The sequence below is a fragment of the Roseovarius ramblicola genome (assembly GCF_042430665.1).
GTDB lineage: Bacteria > Pseudomonadota > Alphaproteobacteria > Rhodobacterales > Rhodobacteraceae > Roseovarius > Roseovarius ramblicola.
The window spans coordinates 356129-370577 of the sequence record NZ_JBHMEC010000015.1 but is presented as its reverse complement, the minus strand read 5'-3'; the positions used below and the strand labels follow the sequence as shown (position 1 = coordinate 370577).

The 14449-nt window shown below is 67.6% G+C and carries 12 protein-coding genes; all 12 read left to right on the top strand.

Annotated elements, in window-relative coordinates:
• The first annotated feature begins 119 nt into the window (after positions 1 to 119).
• A complete protein-coding gene (locus tag ACFFU4_RS10325) occupies positions 120 to 1733 on the top strand; it encodes a thiamine pyrophosphate-binding protein (protein WP_377069685.1) in 1614 nt (537 codons plus the stop codon).
• A 10-nt stretch (positions 1734 to 1743) separates the two neighbouring features.
• A complete protein-coding gene (locus ACFFU4_RS10320; RefSeq protein ID WP_377069684.1) occupies positions 1744 to 2919 on the top strand; it encodes a CaiB/BaiF CoA transferase family protein in 1176 nt (391 codons plus the stop codon).
• A 77-nt stretch (positions 2920 to 2996) separates the two neighbouring features.
• Positions 2997 to 3467, top strand: coding sequence for a DUF302 domain-containing protein (locus ACFFU4_RS10315; protein ID WP_377069683.1), 471 nt, complete (start codon positions 2997 to 2999; stop codon positions 3465 to 3467).
• A 192-nt stretch (positions 3468 to 3659) separates the two neighbouring features.
• Positions 3660 to 5036, top strand: a complete 1377-nt coding sequence (locus tag ACFFU4_RS10310) for a tetratricopeptide repeat protein (RefSeq protein ID WP_377069682.1) — start codon at positions 3660 to 3662, stop codon at positions 5034 to 5036.
• Between the two features lie 59 nt (positions 5037 to 5095).
• Entirely contained in the window at positions 5096 to 6322 is a 1227-nt protein-coding gene (locus ACFFU4_RS10305) for an OpgC family protein (RefSeq protein ID WP_377069681.1), read from the top strand.
• A complete protein-coding gene (locus ACFFU4_RS10300; protein WP_377069680.1) occupies positions 6319 to 7869 on the top strand; it encodes an OpgD/OpgG family glucan biosynthesis protein in 1551 nt (516 codons plus the stop codon). Before ACFFU4_RS10305 ends, ACFFU4_RS10300 begins: the two co-directional genes overlap by 4 nt.
• A gap of 23 nt (positions 7870 to 7892) precedes the next feature.
• On the top strand, positions 7893 to 9725 hold the full coding sequence (gene mdoH, locus ACFFU4_RS10295) for a glucans biosynthesis glucosyltransferase MdoH (protein WP_377069679.1): 1833 nt from the start codon (positions 7893 to 7895) through the stop codon (positions 9723 to 9725).
• Between the two features lie 106 nt (positions 9726 to 9831).
• A complete protein-coding gene (locus ACFFU4_RS10290; RefSeq protein WP_377069678.1) occupies positions 9832 to 10962 on the top strand; it encodes an ABC transporter substrate-binding protein in 1131 nt (376 codons plus the stop codon).
• A gap of 58 nt (positions 10963 to 11020) precedes the next feature.
• Positions 11021 to 11941, top strand: coding sequence for a branched-chain amino acid ABC transporter permease (locus tag ACFFU4_RS10285; protein WP_377069677.1), 921 nt, complete (start codon positions 11021 to 11023; stop codon positions 11939 to 11941).
• Positions 11938 to 12921: a branched-chain amino acid ABC transporter permease gene (locus ACFFU4_RS10280; RefSeq protein ID WP_377069676.1), complete on the top strand. Its 984-nt coding sequence runs from the start codon at positions 11938 to 11940 to the stop codon at positions 12919 to 12921. Before ACFFU4_RS10285 ends, ACFFU4_RS10280 begins: the two co-directional genes overlap by 4 nt.
• The gene (locus tag ACFFU4_RS10275; protein ID WP_377069675.1) at positions 12914 to 13663 is read left to right on the top strand and encodes an ABC transporter ATP-binding protein; all 750 of its coding nucleotides are present in this window, start codon (positions 12914 to 12916) and stop codon (positions 13661 to 13663) included. Before ACFFU4_RS10280 ends, ACFFU4_RS10275 begins: the two co-directional genes overlap by 8 nt.
• Positions 13660 to 14346 (top strand): ABC transporter ATP-binding protein, encoded by a 687-nt coding sequence (locus ACFFU4_RS10270; RefSeq protein ID WP_377069674.1) that lies wholly within the window; start codon positions 13660 to 13662, stop codon positions 14344 to 14346. The genes ACFFU4_RS10275 and ACFFU4_RS10270 overlap by 4 nt, the downstream gene beginning before the upstream one ends.
• Positions 14347 to 14449: the final 103 nt, after the last annotated feature.

Below are 14449 nucleotides of genomic sequence, written 5' to 3'. Positions count from 1 at the left end.
TGCCTCAACCCGGATATGGGGCGCATCCGCCCGCCCTGCCACCGGTTTCGTCGCAATGCGGCTTGCGGTCGGGGGGTGGCTCGGCCACAAATCGGGCGCAGATTGCGGAGGAGCCCCCGATGACCCAGGCCGAAACACGCGCCGCCGACCACCTTGCCCGCAGGCTTTACGAGGCCGGGTGCCGCCATGCCTTTGGCATGCCGGGGGGCGAGGTTCTGACGGTGATGGATGCGCTGGCGCGGGCCGGGATCGAGGTGACATTGGCGCGGCATGAGAACGCCGCCGCGTTCATGGCCGAGGGGGTCTGGCACCGGACCGGCGCGCCCGGTATCCTCATTGCCACGCTGGGGCCGGGGGTGCTCAACGGTGTGAACGCCATCGCCAACGCGCATCAGGACCGGGTGCCGCTGATCGTGATTTCCGGCTGTGTCGATGCCGATGAGGCGCTGACCTACAGCCATCAGATCCTCGATCACGAGGCGGTTCTGGCGCCGATCACCAAGGCGACGTTTCGCCTGACGGCGCAGGGCGCGGATATCATCGCCGACAAGGCCGTGGGCATCGCCACCGAGGGGCGGCCCGGCCCGGTGCATATCGACGTGCCGATTTCCGTGGCCGACATGCGCGTGACCCTGCCGCGTCTGCGCCGCCGTCCCGATGCGGTGCCGATGGTGCCTGCGGCGCCGGAGGAGGCGCGCGAATGGCTGGCCGGGGCGGAGCGTCCGGTGATGATCGTGGGGCTCGATGCGGTGAACGAGGTGGCGGGTGCGGCGATTTTGGAAGTCGCGGAACGCCTCAATATTCCGGTCATTACCAGCTACAAGGCCAAGGGGATCATCCCGGAGACGCATCCGCTGTGCCTTGGCGGGGCGGGCCTGTCACCTTTGGCCGATGGCATCCTTATGCCGTTCGTGGAAAAGGCCGACCTGATCCTCTGCGTCGGCTATGACCCGATCGAGATGCGCCCCGGCTGGCGCGAGATCTGGGATCCGGCGCAGGTCAGGGTGATCGACATTGCCGCCGTGCCCAATGACCAATACATGCATCAGGCGACGATGAATATCGTGGGGGCCTGCGGGCCGTCGCTGGCGGCCATCGCCGAGGGCGCAGCACCCCGCGCCACATGGCCCGGCGGCGAGGTGGCCGAGGCGCGCGCGGCGCTGGCGCGGGCCTTTCCGAGCGATGACGACTGGGGCGCTTCCGCCGTCATCGCCGAGGCGCGCGCCGTCCTGCCCGAGGACAGCATCATTACCGTCGATAGCGGCGCGCATCGCATTCTGCTGTCGCAGATGTGGGTGACGCATCATCCCCGCAGCGTGCTGCAATCCACCGCGCTTTGCACCATGGGCTGCGCCGTGCCGCTGGCGATGGGGGCAAAACTCGCCACGCCCGAGGCCACCGTCGTCAGTTTCTCAGGCGATGCCGGGTTCCTGATGGTGGCGGGCGAGTTGTCGACCGTTGCGGAACTGAACCTGCCGGTGATATTCGTCGTGTTCGTCGATGCGAGCCTTGCGCTGATCGAGAAGAAGCAGCGCGAGCGTCAGATGCTCAATCTGGCCGTCGATTTCGGCCATCACGATTTCGCAGCTATCGGCCGGGCCTTTGGTGGCAATGGCGTGCGGGTGACGAACCGCGCCGAGTTGCGCGCCGCCTTGCAGGACGCGCAACAGGCCGACACATTCACCGTCATCGCCGCCGAGATCGACCGCGGCTCTTACGACAATCGCATCTGAGGAGGTGCCCATGCCCGGCCCGCTCGATGGTCTCGTTGTTCTCGACCTCAGCCGTATTCTGGCGGGGCCGACCTGTACGCAGCTCCTGGGCGATCTGGGGGCCGAGGTGATCAAGATCGAGAGCCTTGCGGGGGATGATACGCGGCAATGGGGGCCGCCCTTTGCGGTGGATGCGGCGGGGCAGGCGACGGACCTGTCGGCCTATTTCATGTCCTCGAACCGCAATAAGAAATCGGTGGCGGTGGACCTGACCGACGCGGATGTGCAGACCATGCTGCACGATCTGGCCGGGCGCGCGGATGTGGTGATCGAGAATTTCAAACCCGGGGGCCTGCGAAAATACGGTCTCGATCACGAGACGCTTTGCGCCGCCTATCCGGGCCTTGTCTATTGCTCGATTTCCGGTTTCGGCCAGACCGGGCCGAACCGCGACAAGCCCGGCTATGACCTGATGGCGCAGGGGTACGGCGGGATCATGTCGATCACCGGCGAGGCGGGCGAAGAGCCGATGAAGGTCGGCGTTGGCGTGGCCGATGTGGTCTGCGGGCTCTATGCCGCGACCGGGATTCTGGCGGCGTTGCGGCACCGCGATGCGACCGGTGAGGGGCAGTATATCGATCTGGCGCTGGTGGATACGACGATGTCGTGGCTGGTCAATCAGGGTCTGAATTACCTGACCTCGGGCACCGCGCCGGTGCGGGCGGGCAACGCGCATCCCAATATCGTGCCCTATCAGGTTTTTGCCACATCGGATGGCTACGTGATCGTCGCGGTGGGCAATGACAGCCAATATGCGCGGTTCTGCGATTACCTCGGGCAACCCGGCTGGGCCACCGACCCGCGTTTCGTCACGAACACTGCGCGATTGACGCATCGCGACACCCTTGTGCCGATGATCGCCGAGGCGCTAATGGGCCGGACGATGCAGGATGTGATCGACGGGCTGGAGGCGCGCCGCGTGCCGGTGGGGCCGGTCAATACGATCGAGCAGGCGCTGGAGAGCGATCAGGCGCAGGCGCGGGAGATGACCATAACCCTGCCCGCACCGCAGACCGCCACGGGCGAGGTGCGGCTCATTGGCAATCCGCTCAAATTTTCGCGCACGCCGGTCAGCTATCGGTCTGCGCCGCCGGCCACCGGCGCGGATACCGAGGCCGTGCTGAAGCGGTTCAGGGGCGATCTGTAACCTCGGCTCGCGGGCTCGTGATTTGTCGCGGCGCAGGTCACGGCGTAGCCCTCCGGGTATCAACCGGAGGGCCATTCATGCATAGAATTCTCAAGCTTCTCGTGATTCTCGCGCTGTTCGCCGCCCCCGCGCAGGCGCTGGAGCCGCGCGATGGGTGGGTGATCCACGACACCGGCAAGTCCTATGCCGATCTCGTCGGCGATGTGCGCGCCGCCGTCAGCGCCGCGCCCATCGCCATCGTCACGCAGGCGAGCGCCTCGGACGGGGCGCGGATGCAAGGCATCGACATCCCCGGCAATCGCGTCTTTGGCCTCTATCGCAACGATTACGCCCGCCGGATGCTGGATGCCAGCATCGCCGCCGGGATCGAGGCGCCGATCCGGCTCTACGTCACCGAGGATGCGGACGGCACCGCGACGCTCAGCTACAGGACGCCGAGCCATGTCTTTGCCCCGTATGCCGACGAGGGCGGCGCGGTACTGCGAGCGCTGGCCGAGGAACTGGATGCCGTGTTCGAGGGGGTGGCGCGTGCGGCGATTGCCGAGTGACGCCGCCCTGCACTCGCCGTGCGCAGGATTGTGCGCATCGCGATTCGGCCAAGGGTTGAGCGATGCCGCGCGAGACGTCACATTAGGGAACAGGACAATAACGTATTGGTGAGGTGCCTCCCGTCCGTGTTGCCGACGATATATCCGGCAGGCTAGCTGAACCTGACATTCTTGCCGAAAGGAAGCCGCATCATGCGTAACGATCAATTCGGGTATGACATCTCGCTGTCATCCGCGCAGGCCGTGCAGGCCTGGGACAGCATGGTGCTGGCCTTTCTCGCCCACGCCGCCGCCACGCCCGACCACCTGGGCCGGGTGCTGGAGGCCGAGCCCGGCTTTGCCATGGCGCACGCGGTCAAGGGGCTGTTCTGCCTGATGCTGGGGCGGCGCGAGATGGACGAGACCGCCCGCGCCGCGCACGAGACCGCTATGCTGTGCGCGCGGCAGGGCGCGCCGCTGCCGCGCGAGATGGGGTATGCGCGCGCGCTGGGCGCTTGGCTCGGCGGGCACCCCTCCGAATCGGTGCGCGAGATGGAGGCGATCCTGACGCGCTGGCCCGAGGACGCGCTGGCGATGAAGATCAGCCACGCGATCCGCTTCATCCTCGGCGACCGGCACGGCATGCGCGCCTCGGTCGAGGCGCTGTTGCCCGCCTATGACGCGCAGAACCCGGCGCGCGGCTACCTGTTCGGCTGTCACGCCTTTTCGCTGGAGGAGACCGGCGAATATGCCCGCGCCGAGACCGCCGGGCGCATGGGCCTCAGCCTGTCGCCCGACGATGCCTGGGGGCTGCACGCGGTGGCGCATGTCTTTGACATGACCTGCAACGCGCGCGCCGGGCTCGACTGGCTGAAGGGGCGCGAGCACGCCTGGGCGCATTGCAACAACTTCCGCTATCACGTCTGGTGGCACAAGGCGCTGATGCATCTCGATCAGAACGAGATCGAGGCGGTGTTCGAGCTTTACGACACCGAGGTGCGCAAGGATCGAACCGACGATTTCCGCGATATCTCCAATGGCACGTCGCTGCTCATGCGGCTGGAACTCGACGGTCACGACGTGGACGATCGCTGGGAGGAAATGGCCGATATCTGCGAGAAGCGGACCGATGACGCCTGCCTCATCTTCGCCGACCTGCATTATCTGCTGGCGCTGATCGGCGGCGGGCGCGAGAGTGCGCTCCGGCGAATGATGACGCGGCTGCACGCCGATGCGAAACGCGGCGGCGAGAGCGAGATGAACGCACGCATAGCCAATCCCGGCCTGTCGGCGGCATCCGGGCTTGAGGCTTTCGGCGAGGGGGATTACAAGACGGCCTTTCTCAACCTGAAACAGGCGCGCCATTCCATGCAGCTTGCTGGCGGCAGCCACGCCCAACGCGACATCTTCGAGCGTCTGACCATCGACGCCGGGATCCGCTCCGGTTTTCTCGACGATGCCGAGGCGATTCTGGGCGAGCGCAGCGCCCGGCGTGCCGGTCGGCATGACCGCTATTGCAGCACCCGGCTCGATCTGATCGCCGAGACGCGCGGCGGATGGGGCGAGGCCGGGCGCCTGCCCGCCGAGTGAGCGCACGGCCCGATCAGCAGGGACACGACACCGCCATGACGAGTGTTGCCGATCCAGCCATGTCACGCGGCCCCGCGCGGGCCGCTGCCGCGCCCGCGGCGGCCACGCGCGACATCCGGCTGGATTTCTTTCGCGGGCTGGCGATGTTCATCATCCTGATCGCCCACACGCCGGACAATTTCTTCACAAGTTGGATCCCGGCGCGCTGGGGGTTTTCGGACGCCACCGAGATCTTCGTGTTCTGCTCGGGCATGGCCTCGGCCATCGCGTTCGGGCGCAGCTTTGACAGGATGGGCTGGCGGCTCGGCGCGGCGCGGGTGGGCTATCGCGTCTGGCAGGTCTACTGGGCACATCTGGGGCTGTTCTTCGCCGTGGCCACGATGCTGGCGGCGATCGACCATTTCGGCAGCTTCGACACGGTTTATATCGGCACGCTCAACCTCTGGAAATTCTTCGCCGATCCGGGGCCGCAACTGGTGGGGCTCTTTACCCTGACCTACGTGCCCAACTATTTCGACATCCTGCCGATGTACATGGTCATCCTGGTGATGCTGCCGGCGATGGTGGCGCTGAGCCGCGTGAGCGTTGGGGCGGTGTTTGCCGCGATGGCGGTGATCTGGCTCTTTGCGCAGTCCGGGCTGCTCGATGCCTTCGGACTGATGCACCTGCACCTGGCCTTCCCGGCGGAGCCGTGGTCGGATCGGACGTGGTTCTTCAACCCGTTCGGCTGGCAACTCGTGTTCTTCACCGGCTTTGCGCTGATGCGCGGCTGGATACCGAAGCCGCCGGTCAACCCGGTGCTCATCGGCCTCGCGCTGGCGGTGGTGATCGCCAATGTGCCGCTGTCGCATATCGGGATGCGCGAGATTTTCGCGCCGCTCGCCCCGGAGATGCGCGAGGCCGTGATCGACTGGCGCATCGCCAATCAGGGTCTCATCAACAAGACCGACTTCGGCGTCCTGCGTTACGTACATTTCCTTGCCCTGGCCTATCTGTGCTGGGCGGCGGCGGGTGAGGGCGGCGCGCGGCTGCGGGCCGCGGGCAGCGGCGTTGCGGCGCGGGTCTGGGGCGGGCTGCTTGCGATGATCCTCAAGGTGGGGCAGCAATCGCTGGCGGTGTTCGTGTTTTCCATGTTCTTCGCGCGGCTGTCGGGCTTTGTCATGGACCAGATCGGGCGCACGACATGGACCATGACGGTGGCCAATCTCGCCGGCTTCGCCGCGCTGATCGCGGTCGCCTATGCCGTGTCGTGGTTCAAGGCACAGCCGTGGAGGGCGGCGCGATGATCCGGCGCGAGGTGTTGCAGGGGCTCGGCACGCTGGCGCTCTGGCCGGGCATAGCGCGGTCGGGCGAGGCGGTGCCGTTCTCCGAGGCGTGGCTGCACGAGATCGCGCGGGAGGTGGCGTCGAAGCCTTACGCGCCGCGCCCGATGGTCCCGCAGCCCTGGCGCGACCTGAACTACGGGCAGTACAAATCCATCCGCCCGCGCCCCGACCGCGCGGTCTGGAGCGGCACCGACGCACCGCTGCAGGTCGATATGTTCCCGCCGGGTCTCTATTTCCCGCGCGCGGTCGAGGTCCACCTCGTCGAGGATGGCATGGCGGTGCCGCTGCCGTTCGACTGGCGCTATTTCGACCGGCCCGAGGGTCTGAAAGACCTGCCCGTCGATGACAGTCTCGGCTATGCCGGGATACGGCTGCGGACGGATCTCGCGGGTGCGGGCACATCGCAGGAATACGCGGTGTTCCAGGGCGCGAGCTATTTCCGCATGATCGGCGCGGGCGAGATTTACGGCCTGTCGGCGCGCGGGTTGGCAATCGACACCGCCGGACCCGATGGCGAGGAGTTTCCGGAATTCACCCGTTTCTGGATCGAGCGACCGGAGCCGGGCGCACAGACCCATGTCCTGCACGCGCTGCTGGAAAGCCCGTCGGTCACCGGGCTCTACACCTTCGTCATCGCGCCCGGAGACGACACCGGCGTCGCGGTCAGGTCCACGCTCTATCCCCGCCGCAGGCTCGATAATGTCGGCATCGCGCCGCTCACCTCGATGTTCCTTTTCGACGATACGCGCGGCCCCGCGCTTGGCGATTACCGGCGCGCGGTGCATGACAGCGACGGGCTCGCCATCCTCAACGGCAATGGCGAGCAGATCTGGCGGCCGCTCGACAATCCCGACATCCTCCAGATTTCACATTTCATGGATGACGGACCAAAGGGCTTTGGCCTGTTTCAGCGTGCGCAATCCTTTTCGGCCTTCGGCGATATCGAAGCGCAGTTCGAACGACGCCCGAGCCTGTGGATCGAACCGGGCGAGGACTGGGGCCGGGGCAGCGTGATGCTGGCGGAAATCCCCAGCCGGCAGGAGAATTTCGATAACGTCGTCGCTTATTGGCGGCCCGCCGACCCGCTGGAGCCGGGGCGCCGGTACGATCTTTCCTACCGCATGACATGGACAGCCGAGGCAAGCCCCGCAAGCCCGGTGGCAAAGGTGACGGGCAGCTATCTGGGCAGTGCCTCCGACAACCCGGAAAAGACCGTGGTCGCGCCGATCGAGGGCGCATGGGGCAGCCGGGCGCACCATGTCGAGGTGCGGATCGACTATGCGCTGCACTCTGTCCTGCCCGCCGACCCGGACGCGCTCGATATCCTCGTGCGGTCAAATCGGGGGAGCGTCTCGCAGGGCGTGCTGCAGGTGCACCCCGAGACCGGCGCGCCGCGGCTTGCGTTTTCGTTTGATCCCGGCGATCACCAATCGGTCGAACTGCGCGCGCAGCTCTCCCACGACGGGCGCGCGGTCTCCGAAGTCTGGCTCTTCCGATGGACGGCGTAACCCACTTTCCCGGCGGCGACGTGATGCCGCCTCCCGCGCCGCTGGCCCATCCGGTGCAGGATCTGCGCCGTGCGCATCGCGACCCCGGTGCGCCCGGCTGGAAGCGTGAGCGTGGCATCTGGTGGCGCCGCGCGGCGGCGTTCCTGCCTGCGGTCGCGACGACGGGCGGGCTGGCCTGGGCGTTTGCCGACTGGCTGTCGGATGGCGGGATGTGGTGGCTGGAACGGGTGCTGCTGGCGCTGGTGACGGCGACGTTCTTCTGGGTCGCGCTGTCGGTGGCGACGGCGACGCTGGGGCTGGGCTGTCACCTTCTGAGGCGGCGCGGCGGGACGCGCGGGGCCGTGGGCCCGCTCGACGTGGCGCTGGTGGTGCCGGTCTATAACGAGCAGACGGCGGATGTCTTCGGCAACGCCTGCGCGATGATAATGGCGCTGCGCGACGCGGGCACGGCGCACCGGTTCGACCTCTACATTCTCAGCGACACGCAGGATTCCGCCATCGCGCGGGCCGAGCGGCAGGCGTTCACCACGCTGCGCAACGCGCTGCCGCCCGAGCTGCGGGTCTGGTATCGCCGCCGGGCGGACAATTCCGGGCGCAAGGTGGGCAATCTCCGGCAATGGGTCGAGACATGGGGCGCGGCCCATGACGCGATGCTGGTGCTCGATGCCGACAGCCTGATGAGCGCGCGCGCCATCACCGCGCTCGCCGACGAGATGGCCGCCGATCCCGGCGCCGGGCTGATACAGTCCGCGCCGCTGGTGATCGGCTCGGAGACGCTCTTTGGCCGGATGCAGCAATTCGCGGGCGGGGTCTATGGCACGCTGCTCAGCGCCGGGCTGGCGGGCTGGAGCGGGGCGGAGAGCAATTACTGGGGCCACAACGCGATCCTGCGCACCCGCGCATTCGCCGATTGCGCCGGGCTGCCGAGGATGCCCACGCTGACCGGCCGCCGCGGCGCGCTGATCCTCAGCCACGATTTCGTCGAGGCGGCGCTGTTGCGCCGCGCCGGGTGGGCGGTGCGCTTCGTGCCCGGCATCGAGGGCAGCTACGAGGAACCGCCCGCGACGCTGATCGACTATGCACTGCGCGACCGGCGCTGGTGCCACGGCAACCTGCAGCATCTGCGGCTGCTGGGCGCGAAGGGCCTGCACATCGTGTCGCGGTTTCACCTGCTGCACGGGGCGATAAGCTATCTGCTGTCGCCCGCGTGGTTCATCCTGCTGGTGATCTGGTCGCTGCTGGGCAACGGGCCGGACAGCGTCATCACCTATTTCTCGGCCGACAATCCGCTCTATCCGGTCTGGCCGGAGATGAGCGGGGTGCAGTCGGGGATGATCCTGCTGTTCATGTACGCGATGCTGCTGGCGCCCAAGGCGATGGGCGCGCTTGCGGTCCTGCTGGGCGAGGTGCCGGTGGCCCGGTTCGGCGGCGCGGGGCGCTTTGCGGCGTCGCTGCTGGCCGAGATCGTGCTGTCGATCCTATTCGCGCCGGTGATGATGGTGCAGCAGGTGGTGGCGGTGCTGCGCACGGTCGCGGGCATCCGACCGATCTGGTCGCCGCAGGCGCGCAAGGGCGGCGATTACAGCGCCGCGACGGTGCTCAAGTTTCATGCGCCGGAGACGGTGAGCGGCCTGCTTCTGGCGGTGGGGATCGCGTCGGGGCTCGTGTCGTTCTGGCTGGCACCCATCGCGCTGAGCCTCGGGCTCGCCGCGCCGCTCTCGATGCTCTCGGGGCGGCGGCTGAGGTGGCTGATGGCCACGCCCGAGCTGGTCAGCCCACCCGGCATCCTGCGCCGCGCCCGCGAGAGCCGCGCGATGTTCCGCGCCGCACAGACCACGCCCATCGCGGCGGAATAGCGCGGACCGGCCGCCCGTTTCGCCCCTGGCAGGCGGATTTTCCTTGCCTTTCGGCGGGCAAAAGGCGACCCAAATGGTCGGAACGGGAAACAGGGAGACCGGAAAAATGAAGAAACTGTTGGCGACTGCCGCCGCTCTGGCGCTCGGGGCCGGGATGGCCTCGGCCGAGGTCAAGGTGGGGATGATCACCACGCTATCGGGCGGCGGTGCGGGTCTTGGCATCGACGTTCGCGACGGCTTCATGCTCGCCGTCGAGCAATCGGGCCGCGACGATATCGAGGTCGTGATCGAGGATGACCAGCGCAAGCCGGACATCGCCGTGCAGCTCTCCGACAAGATGATCCAGTCGGAGAAGGTGGACGTGCTCACCGGCATCATCTGGTCGAACCTCGCGATGGCGGTGATCCCCGGCGCGGTGGCGCAGGGCAAGTTCTACCTCTCGCCCAATGCCGGGCCGTCGGCGCTGGCGGGCAAGGGCTGTCACGAGAACTATTTCAACGTGGCATGGCAGAACGATAACCTGCACGAGGCGGCAGGTGCCTATGCCAACTCCGCAGGCTACGATAACAGCTTCATCCTCGCGCCCAATTATCCGGCGGGGCAGGACGCGCTCACCGGCTACAAGCGGCTCTACGACGGTGCGGTCGCGGGCGAGGTCTATACCCAGTTGGGCCAGACCGACTACGCCGCCGAGATCGCCCAGATCCGCGCCAGCGGGGCAGATTCGGTGTTCTTCTTCCTGCCCGGCGGCATGGGGATTTCCTTCCTCAAGCAATATGCGGATTCGGGGGTCGGCCTGCCGGTGGTGGGCCCGGCCTTCAGCTTTGACCAGGGCATACTTCAGGCCGTGGGGCCCGCCGCGCTTGGCGTGGTGAATACCTCGCAATGGTCCAAGGACCTCGACAACCCGGCCAACGCCGCCTTTGTCGAGAGCTTTGAGGAGAAATACGGCCGCCTGCCCTCGCTTTACGCCAGTCAGGGGTTCGATACCGCCAACCTGCTGATCTCGGCGATGGAAAAGGCCGACGTCTCGGACGCGGACGCCTTTCGCGAGGCGCTGCGCGCCGCCGATTTCGACAGCACCCGCGGCGATTTCGCCTTTGGCCCTAACCAGCACCCGGTGCAGGATATCTATGCCCGCGAGGTGATCAAGGAGGGTGACGTGTTCACCAACAAGGTGATCGGTGTCGCGCTCGAAGATCATTCCAACGCTTACGTCGCCGAGTGCAAGATGTGAGCCGGACACCCGGCTCGCCGCGCGCGTCGCGGCGGGCCGGGACAATCACGGGCAGGGCATGTCTCTTATCCTCGTCATCGAGCAGATCCTCAACGGGGTGCAGCTTGGCGTGATGCTGTTCCTGATGGCCGCGGGGCTTACGCTCATCTTCGGCGTCATGGGGCTCATCAACCTCGCGCACGGTTCGCTCTACATGGTCGGCGCCTTCGCCGCCGCCGCGGTGGCGGGGGTGACGGGCTCTTTCCTTCTGGCGCTGCTCGCGGCGCTGGCGGCGGCGGCGCTCGCGGGGGCGCTGATCGAGGTGACGGTGATCCGGCGGCTTTATGCCGCCGACCATCTCGACCAGGTGCTGGCGACCTTCGCGCTCATCCTCGTATTCTCGGAAGGGGTGCGCTGGCTGTTCGGCTCGTTCCCGCTCTATCTCGACATTCCGCCCGCGCTCTCGGGTCCGGTGACGCTTCCGGGCGGGATCGAATATCCGCTTTACCGGCTGGTGCTGATCGGTATCGGGCTGGCGGTGGGGCTGGGCCTCTGGTGGCTGATCGAGCGCACGCGTCTCGGCATCCGCATCCGCGCGGGCGAGAACGACCGCGAGATGATCGCGGCGCTGGGCGTGGACATCTCGAAGCTCTACACCCTCGTCTTCGCCCTCGGCGCGGCGCTCGCCGGGCTGGCGGGCGCGCTGGTGGGGGCCATTCAGTCGGTGCAGGTCGGCATGGGAGAGCCGGTGCTGATCCTCGCCTTCGTGGTGATCGTGATCGGCGGTATCGGCTCGATCCGGGGGGCGTTTGTCGGCGCGCTGCTGGTGGGGCTGACAGAGACGCTGGGCGGTGTTTTCCTGCCCGTCTTCTTCGGGCTCTTCACCGATCCGGCAACGGCCACCTCGATCGGCGCGTCGCTCGCCTCGATGGCGATCTACCTGCTGATGGGCGCGGTGCTGGTGTGGCGGCCCACGGGGCTCTTCGGGGTGCGGGCATGATTTCGGAAAGGGTGCTGAGCCTCGCGGTGCTGGCGGTGCTGGTCGGGGTTGCGGGGCTGGCCGTGCTCATGGACGAGCCGTTCACCATCACGCTCGCCACGCGGGTGGCGATCCTCGCGCTGGCGGCGGCGGGGCTCAACATCGCGCTGGGCCTCGGCGGGTTGGTGAGCTTTGGCCACGCGCTGTTCTTTGGCCTCGGCGGCTATGTCATGGGCATTCTTGCCTTTCATGCGCAGACCTACACGCCGCTCGATCTCGGGCTGTTAGAGGTGGCAGGGACGAAATCCATGCCGGTGATCTGGCTGGCGGCGGTCGCGCTCTCGGCGCTGGTGGCGGTCCCGGTGGGGCTTCTGGCGCTGCGCACGACGGGCGTGTATTTCATCATGATCACCCTCGCCTTCGCGCAGATGTTCTATTATTTCACGATTTCCTGGAGCGCCTATGGCGGCGAGGACGGGCTGTCGATCTACGTGCGCAACGGCTTTCCCGGGCTGAATACGCTCGACCCGATCCAGTTCTTCGGGCTTTGCTTCGCGCTCCTGTGCGTGGTGCTGTGGCTCAGTGCGCGGCTCAAGCGTTCGCCCTTCGGCCTTGCGCTGGGCGCGGCGCGGCAGGCCCCCGCACGGACCGAGGCGGTGGGGCTTGACCCGATGCGCCTGCGGCTGGTGGCCTTCGTCATCTCGGGGGCCATCGCGGGGCTCGCAGGCGCGCTTTACGCCGATCTCAACCGGTTCGTCAGCCCGTCGATGTTCGGCTGGCACCTGTCGGGGGAATTGATCGTGCTGGTGATCCTCGGCGGCGTGGCGCGGATCATCGGGCCGGTGGTCGGCGCGGGGCTTTACGTCATGCTCGAGCATTTCCTCGGGCAGATCACCGATTTCTGGCAAATCTGGCTGGGCCTGATCCTGTTGGTGATCGTGCTGTTCGCCCGCGGCGGGATTGTCGGGTTGCTCTGTTCGCGGAGGGCCAAGGGTGGCTGATCCGGTGCTGGAAGTGCGGGGCCTGGGCAAGCGTTTCGGCGCGCTGGTGGCCAACGAGGAGGTCACGCTCGATCTGCGGCCGGGCGAAATACACGCCGTGATCGGTCCCAACGGCGCGGGCAAATCGACGCTCATCGCGCAGATTTGCGGCGCGCTGCGGCCCGACAGCGGCGAGGTCTGGCTTCGGGGCGAGGACGTCACCGGGCTGAGCGTAGCGCAGCGCGCGCGCAAGGGTATGGCGCGCACGTTTCAGGTCTCGGCGCTGGCGATGGAGGATAGCGTGCTGGAAAACGCGGTGCTGGGCGCGCTGGGGGCCACGGGCAGCCCGTGGCGCTTCTGGCGCGCGGCGCTGGATCACGCGGCGCTGGTGGACCGGGCCGGGGCGTCGCTCGCGCGCGTCGGGCTCTCGGAGGCGCGCCACCGGCGGGTGGCCGATCTCAGCCACGGGCAGCGGCGTCAGTTGGAGGTTGCGGTGGCGCTGACGCTGGGGCCGCGCGCCTTTGTCATGGACGAGCCGATGGCCGGCCTTGGCTCCGAGGGGTCGGCGGACCTCACCCATCTGCTCGACGCGCTGCGGCACGAGGCGCCGATCCTGCTGGTCGAGCATGACATGGACGCGGTCTTTGCCCTCGCCGACCGGATCAGCGTGCTGCTCTATGGCCGCGTGCTGATGACCGGGACGGTCGCCGAGGTGCGTGCAAGCGCCGAGGTGCGCGCGGCCTACCTGGGGGATGCGGCATGACGCTTCTGGAGGTGCAGGGCCTCACCGCGAGCTACGGTGCGAGCCAGGCGCTTTTCGGCGTCGATCTTTCGGTGGACGAGGGCGAGGTTGTCGCCCTCATGGGCCGCAACGGCATGGGCAAGACCACCACCGTCAAGTCGATCTGCCGGATGATCCCCTCTGAGGGACGGCTCACTTTCGCAGGGCGCGACCTGCACGCCATGCCGTCGCACCGCGCGGCGCGGGCGGGCATCGGGCTGGTGCCCGAGGGGCGGCGTTGTTTCGCCGGGCTGAGCGTGGCCGAGAACCTCACCGCCGCCGCGCGCCCCGGTCCGTGGAGCATGGACCGGGTTCACGCGCTCTTTCCCCGGCTGGCCGAACGCGCCGGACAGCGCGCCGCCTCGCTCTCGGGCGGCGAGCAGCAGATGCTGGCCATCGGGCGCGCGCTGATGACCAACCCGCGCCTGCTCATCCTCGACGAGGCGACCGAGGGGCTCGCCCCCGTGGTGCGCGCCGAGATCTGGGCCGCGATCCACACCGTCAGGCAGGAGACCGGCATGGCGATCCTGCTGGTCGACAAATCATTGAAGGAGTTGTCGCGCATCGCCGATCGCGCGGTGATCCTCGCGCGCGGGCGCACGGTGTGGGCCGGGGCGATGACGGCGCTCAGCCCCGAGATCACTCAGCGCCATGTCGGGGTATGACGCGGGTCCCGCCCTGACAATCCCGTGAGAATTGGCGCGGGTGCGTTTCCCTGCCATATCTTCTGTGTCACCCAAGCCGCAACCCGATGGAAAGGAGCGCACC

What these genes read in the sequence shown, in the direction of transcription:
- ACFFU4_RS10325 (WP_377069685.1), top strand. Translation starts at nt 120, where the DNA reads ATGACCCAGGCCGAAACACGCGCCGCCGACCACCTTGCCCGCAGGCTT.
- ACFFU4_RS10320 (WP_377069684.1), top strand. Translation starts at nt 1,744, where the DNA reads ATGCCCGGCCCGCTCGATGGTCTCGTTGTTCTCGACCTCAGCCGTATT.
- ACFFU4_RS10315 (WP_377069683.1), top strand. Translation starts at nt 2,997, where the DNA reads ATGCATAGAATTCTCAAGCTTCTCGTGATTCTCGCGCTGTTCGCCGCC.
- ACFFU4_RS10310 (WP_377069682.1), top strand. Translation starts at nt 3,660, where the DNA reads ATGCGTAACGATCAATTCGGGTATGACATCTCGCTGTCATCCGCGCAG.
- ACFFU4_RS10305 (WP_377069681.1), top strand. Translation starts at nt 5,096, where the DNA reads ATGTCACGCGGCCCCGCGCGGGCCGCTGCCGCGCCCGCGGCGGCCACG.
- ACFFU4_RS10300 (WP_377069680.1), top strand. Translation starts at nt 6,319, where the DNA reads ATGATCCGGCGCGAGGTGTTGCAGGGGCTCGGCACGCTGGCGCTCTGG.
- mdoH (WP_377069679.1), top strand. Translation starts at nt 7,893, where the DNA reads ATGCCGCCTCCCGCGCCGCTGGCCCATCCGGTGCAGGATCTGCGCCGT.
- ACFFU4_RS10290 (WP_377069678.1), top strand. Translation starts at nt 9,832, where the DNA reads ATGAAGAAACTGTTGGCGACTGCCGCCGCTCTGGCGCTCGGGGCCGGG.
- ACFFU4_RS10285 (WP_377069677.1), top strand. Translation starts at nt 11,021, where the DNA reads ATGTCTCTTATCCTCGTCATCGAGCAGATCCTCAACGGGGTGCAGCTT.
- ACFFU4_RS10280 (WP_377069676.1), top strand. Translation starts at nt 11,938, where the DNA reads ATGATTTCGGAAAGGGTGCTGAGCCTCGCGGTGCTGGCGGTGCTGGTC.
- ACFFU4_RS10270 (WP_377069674.1), top strand. Translation starts at nt 13,660, where the DNA reads ATGACGCTTCTGGAGGTGCAGGGCCTCACCGCGAGCTACGGTGCGAGC.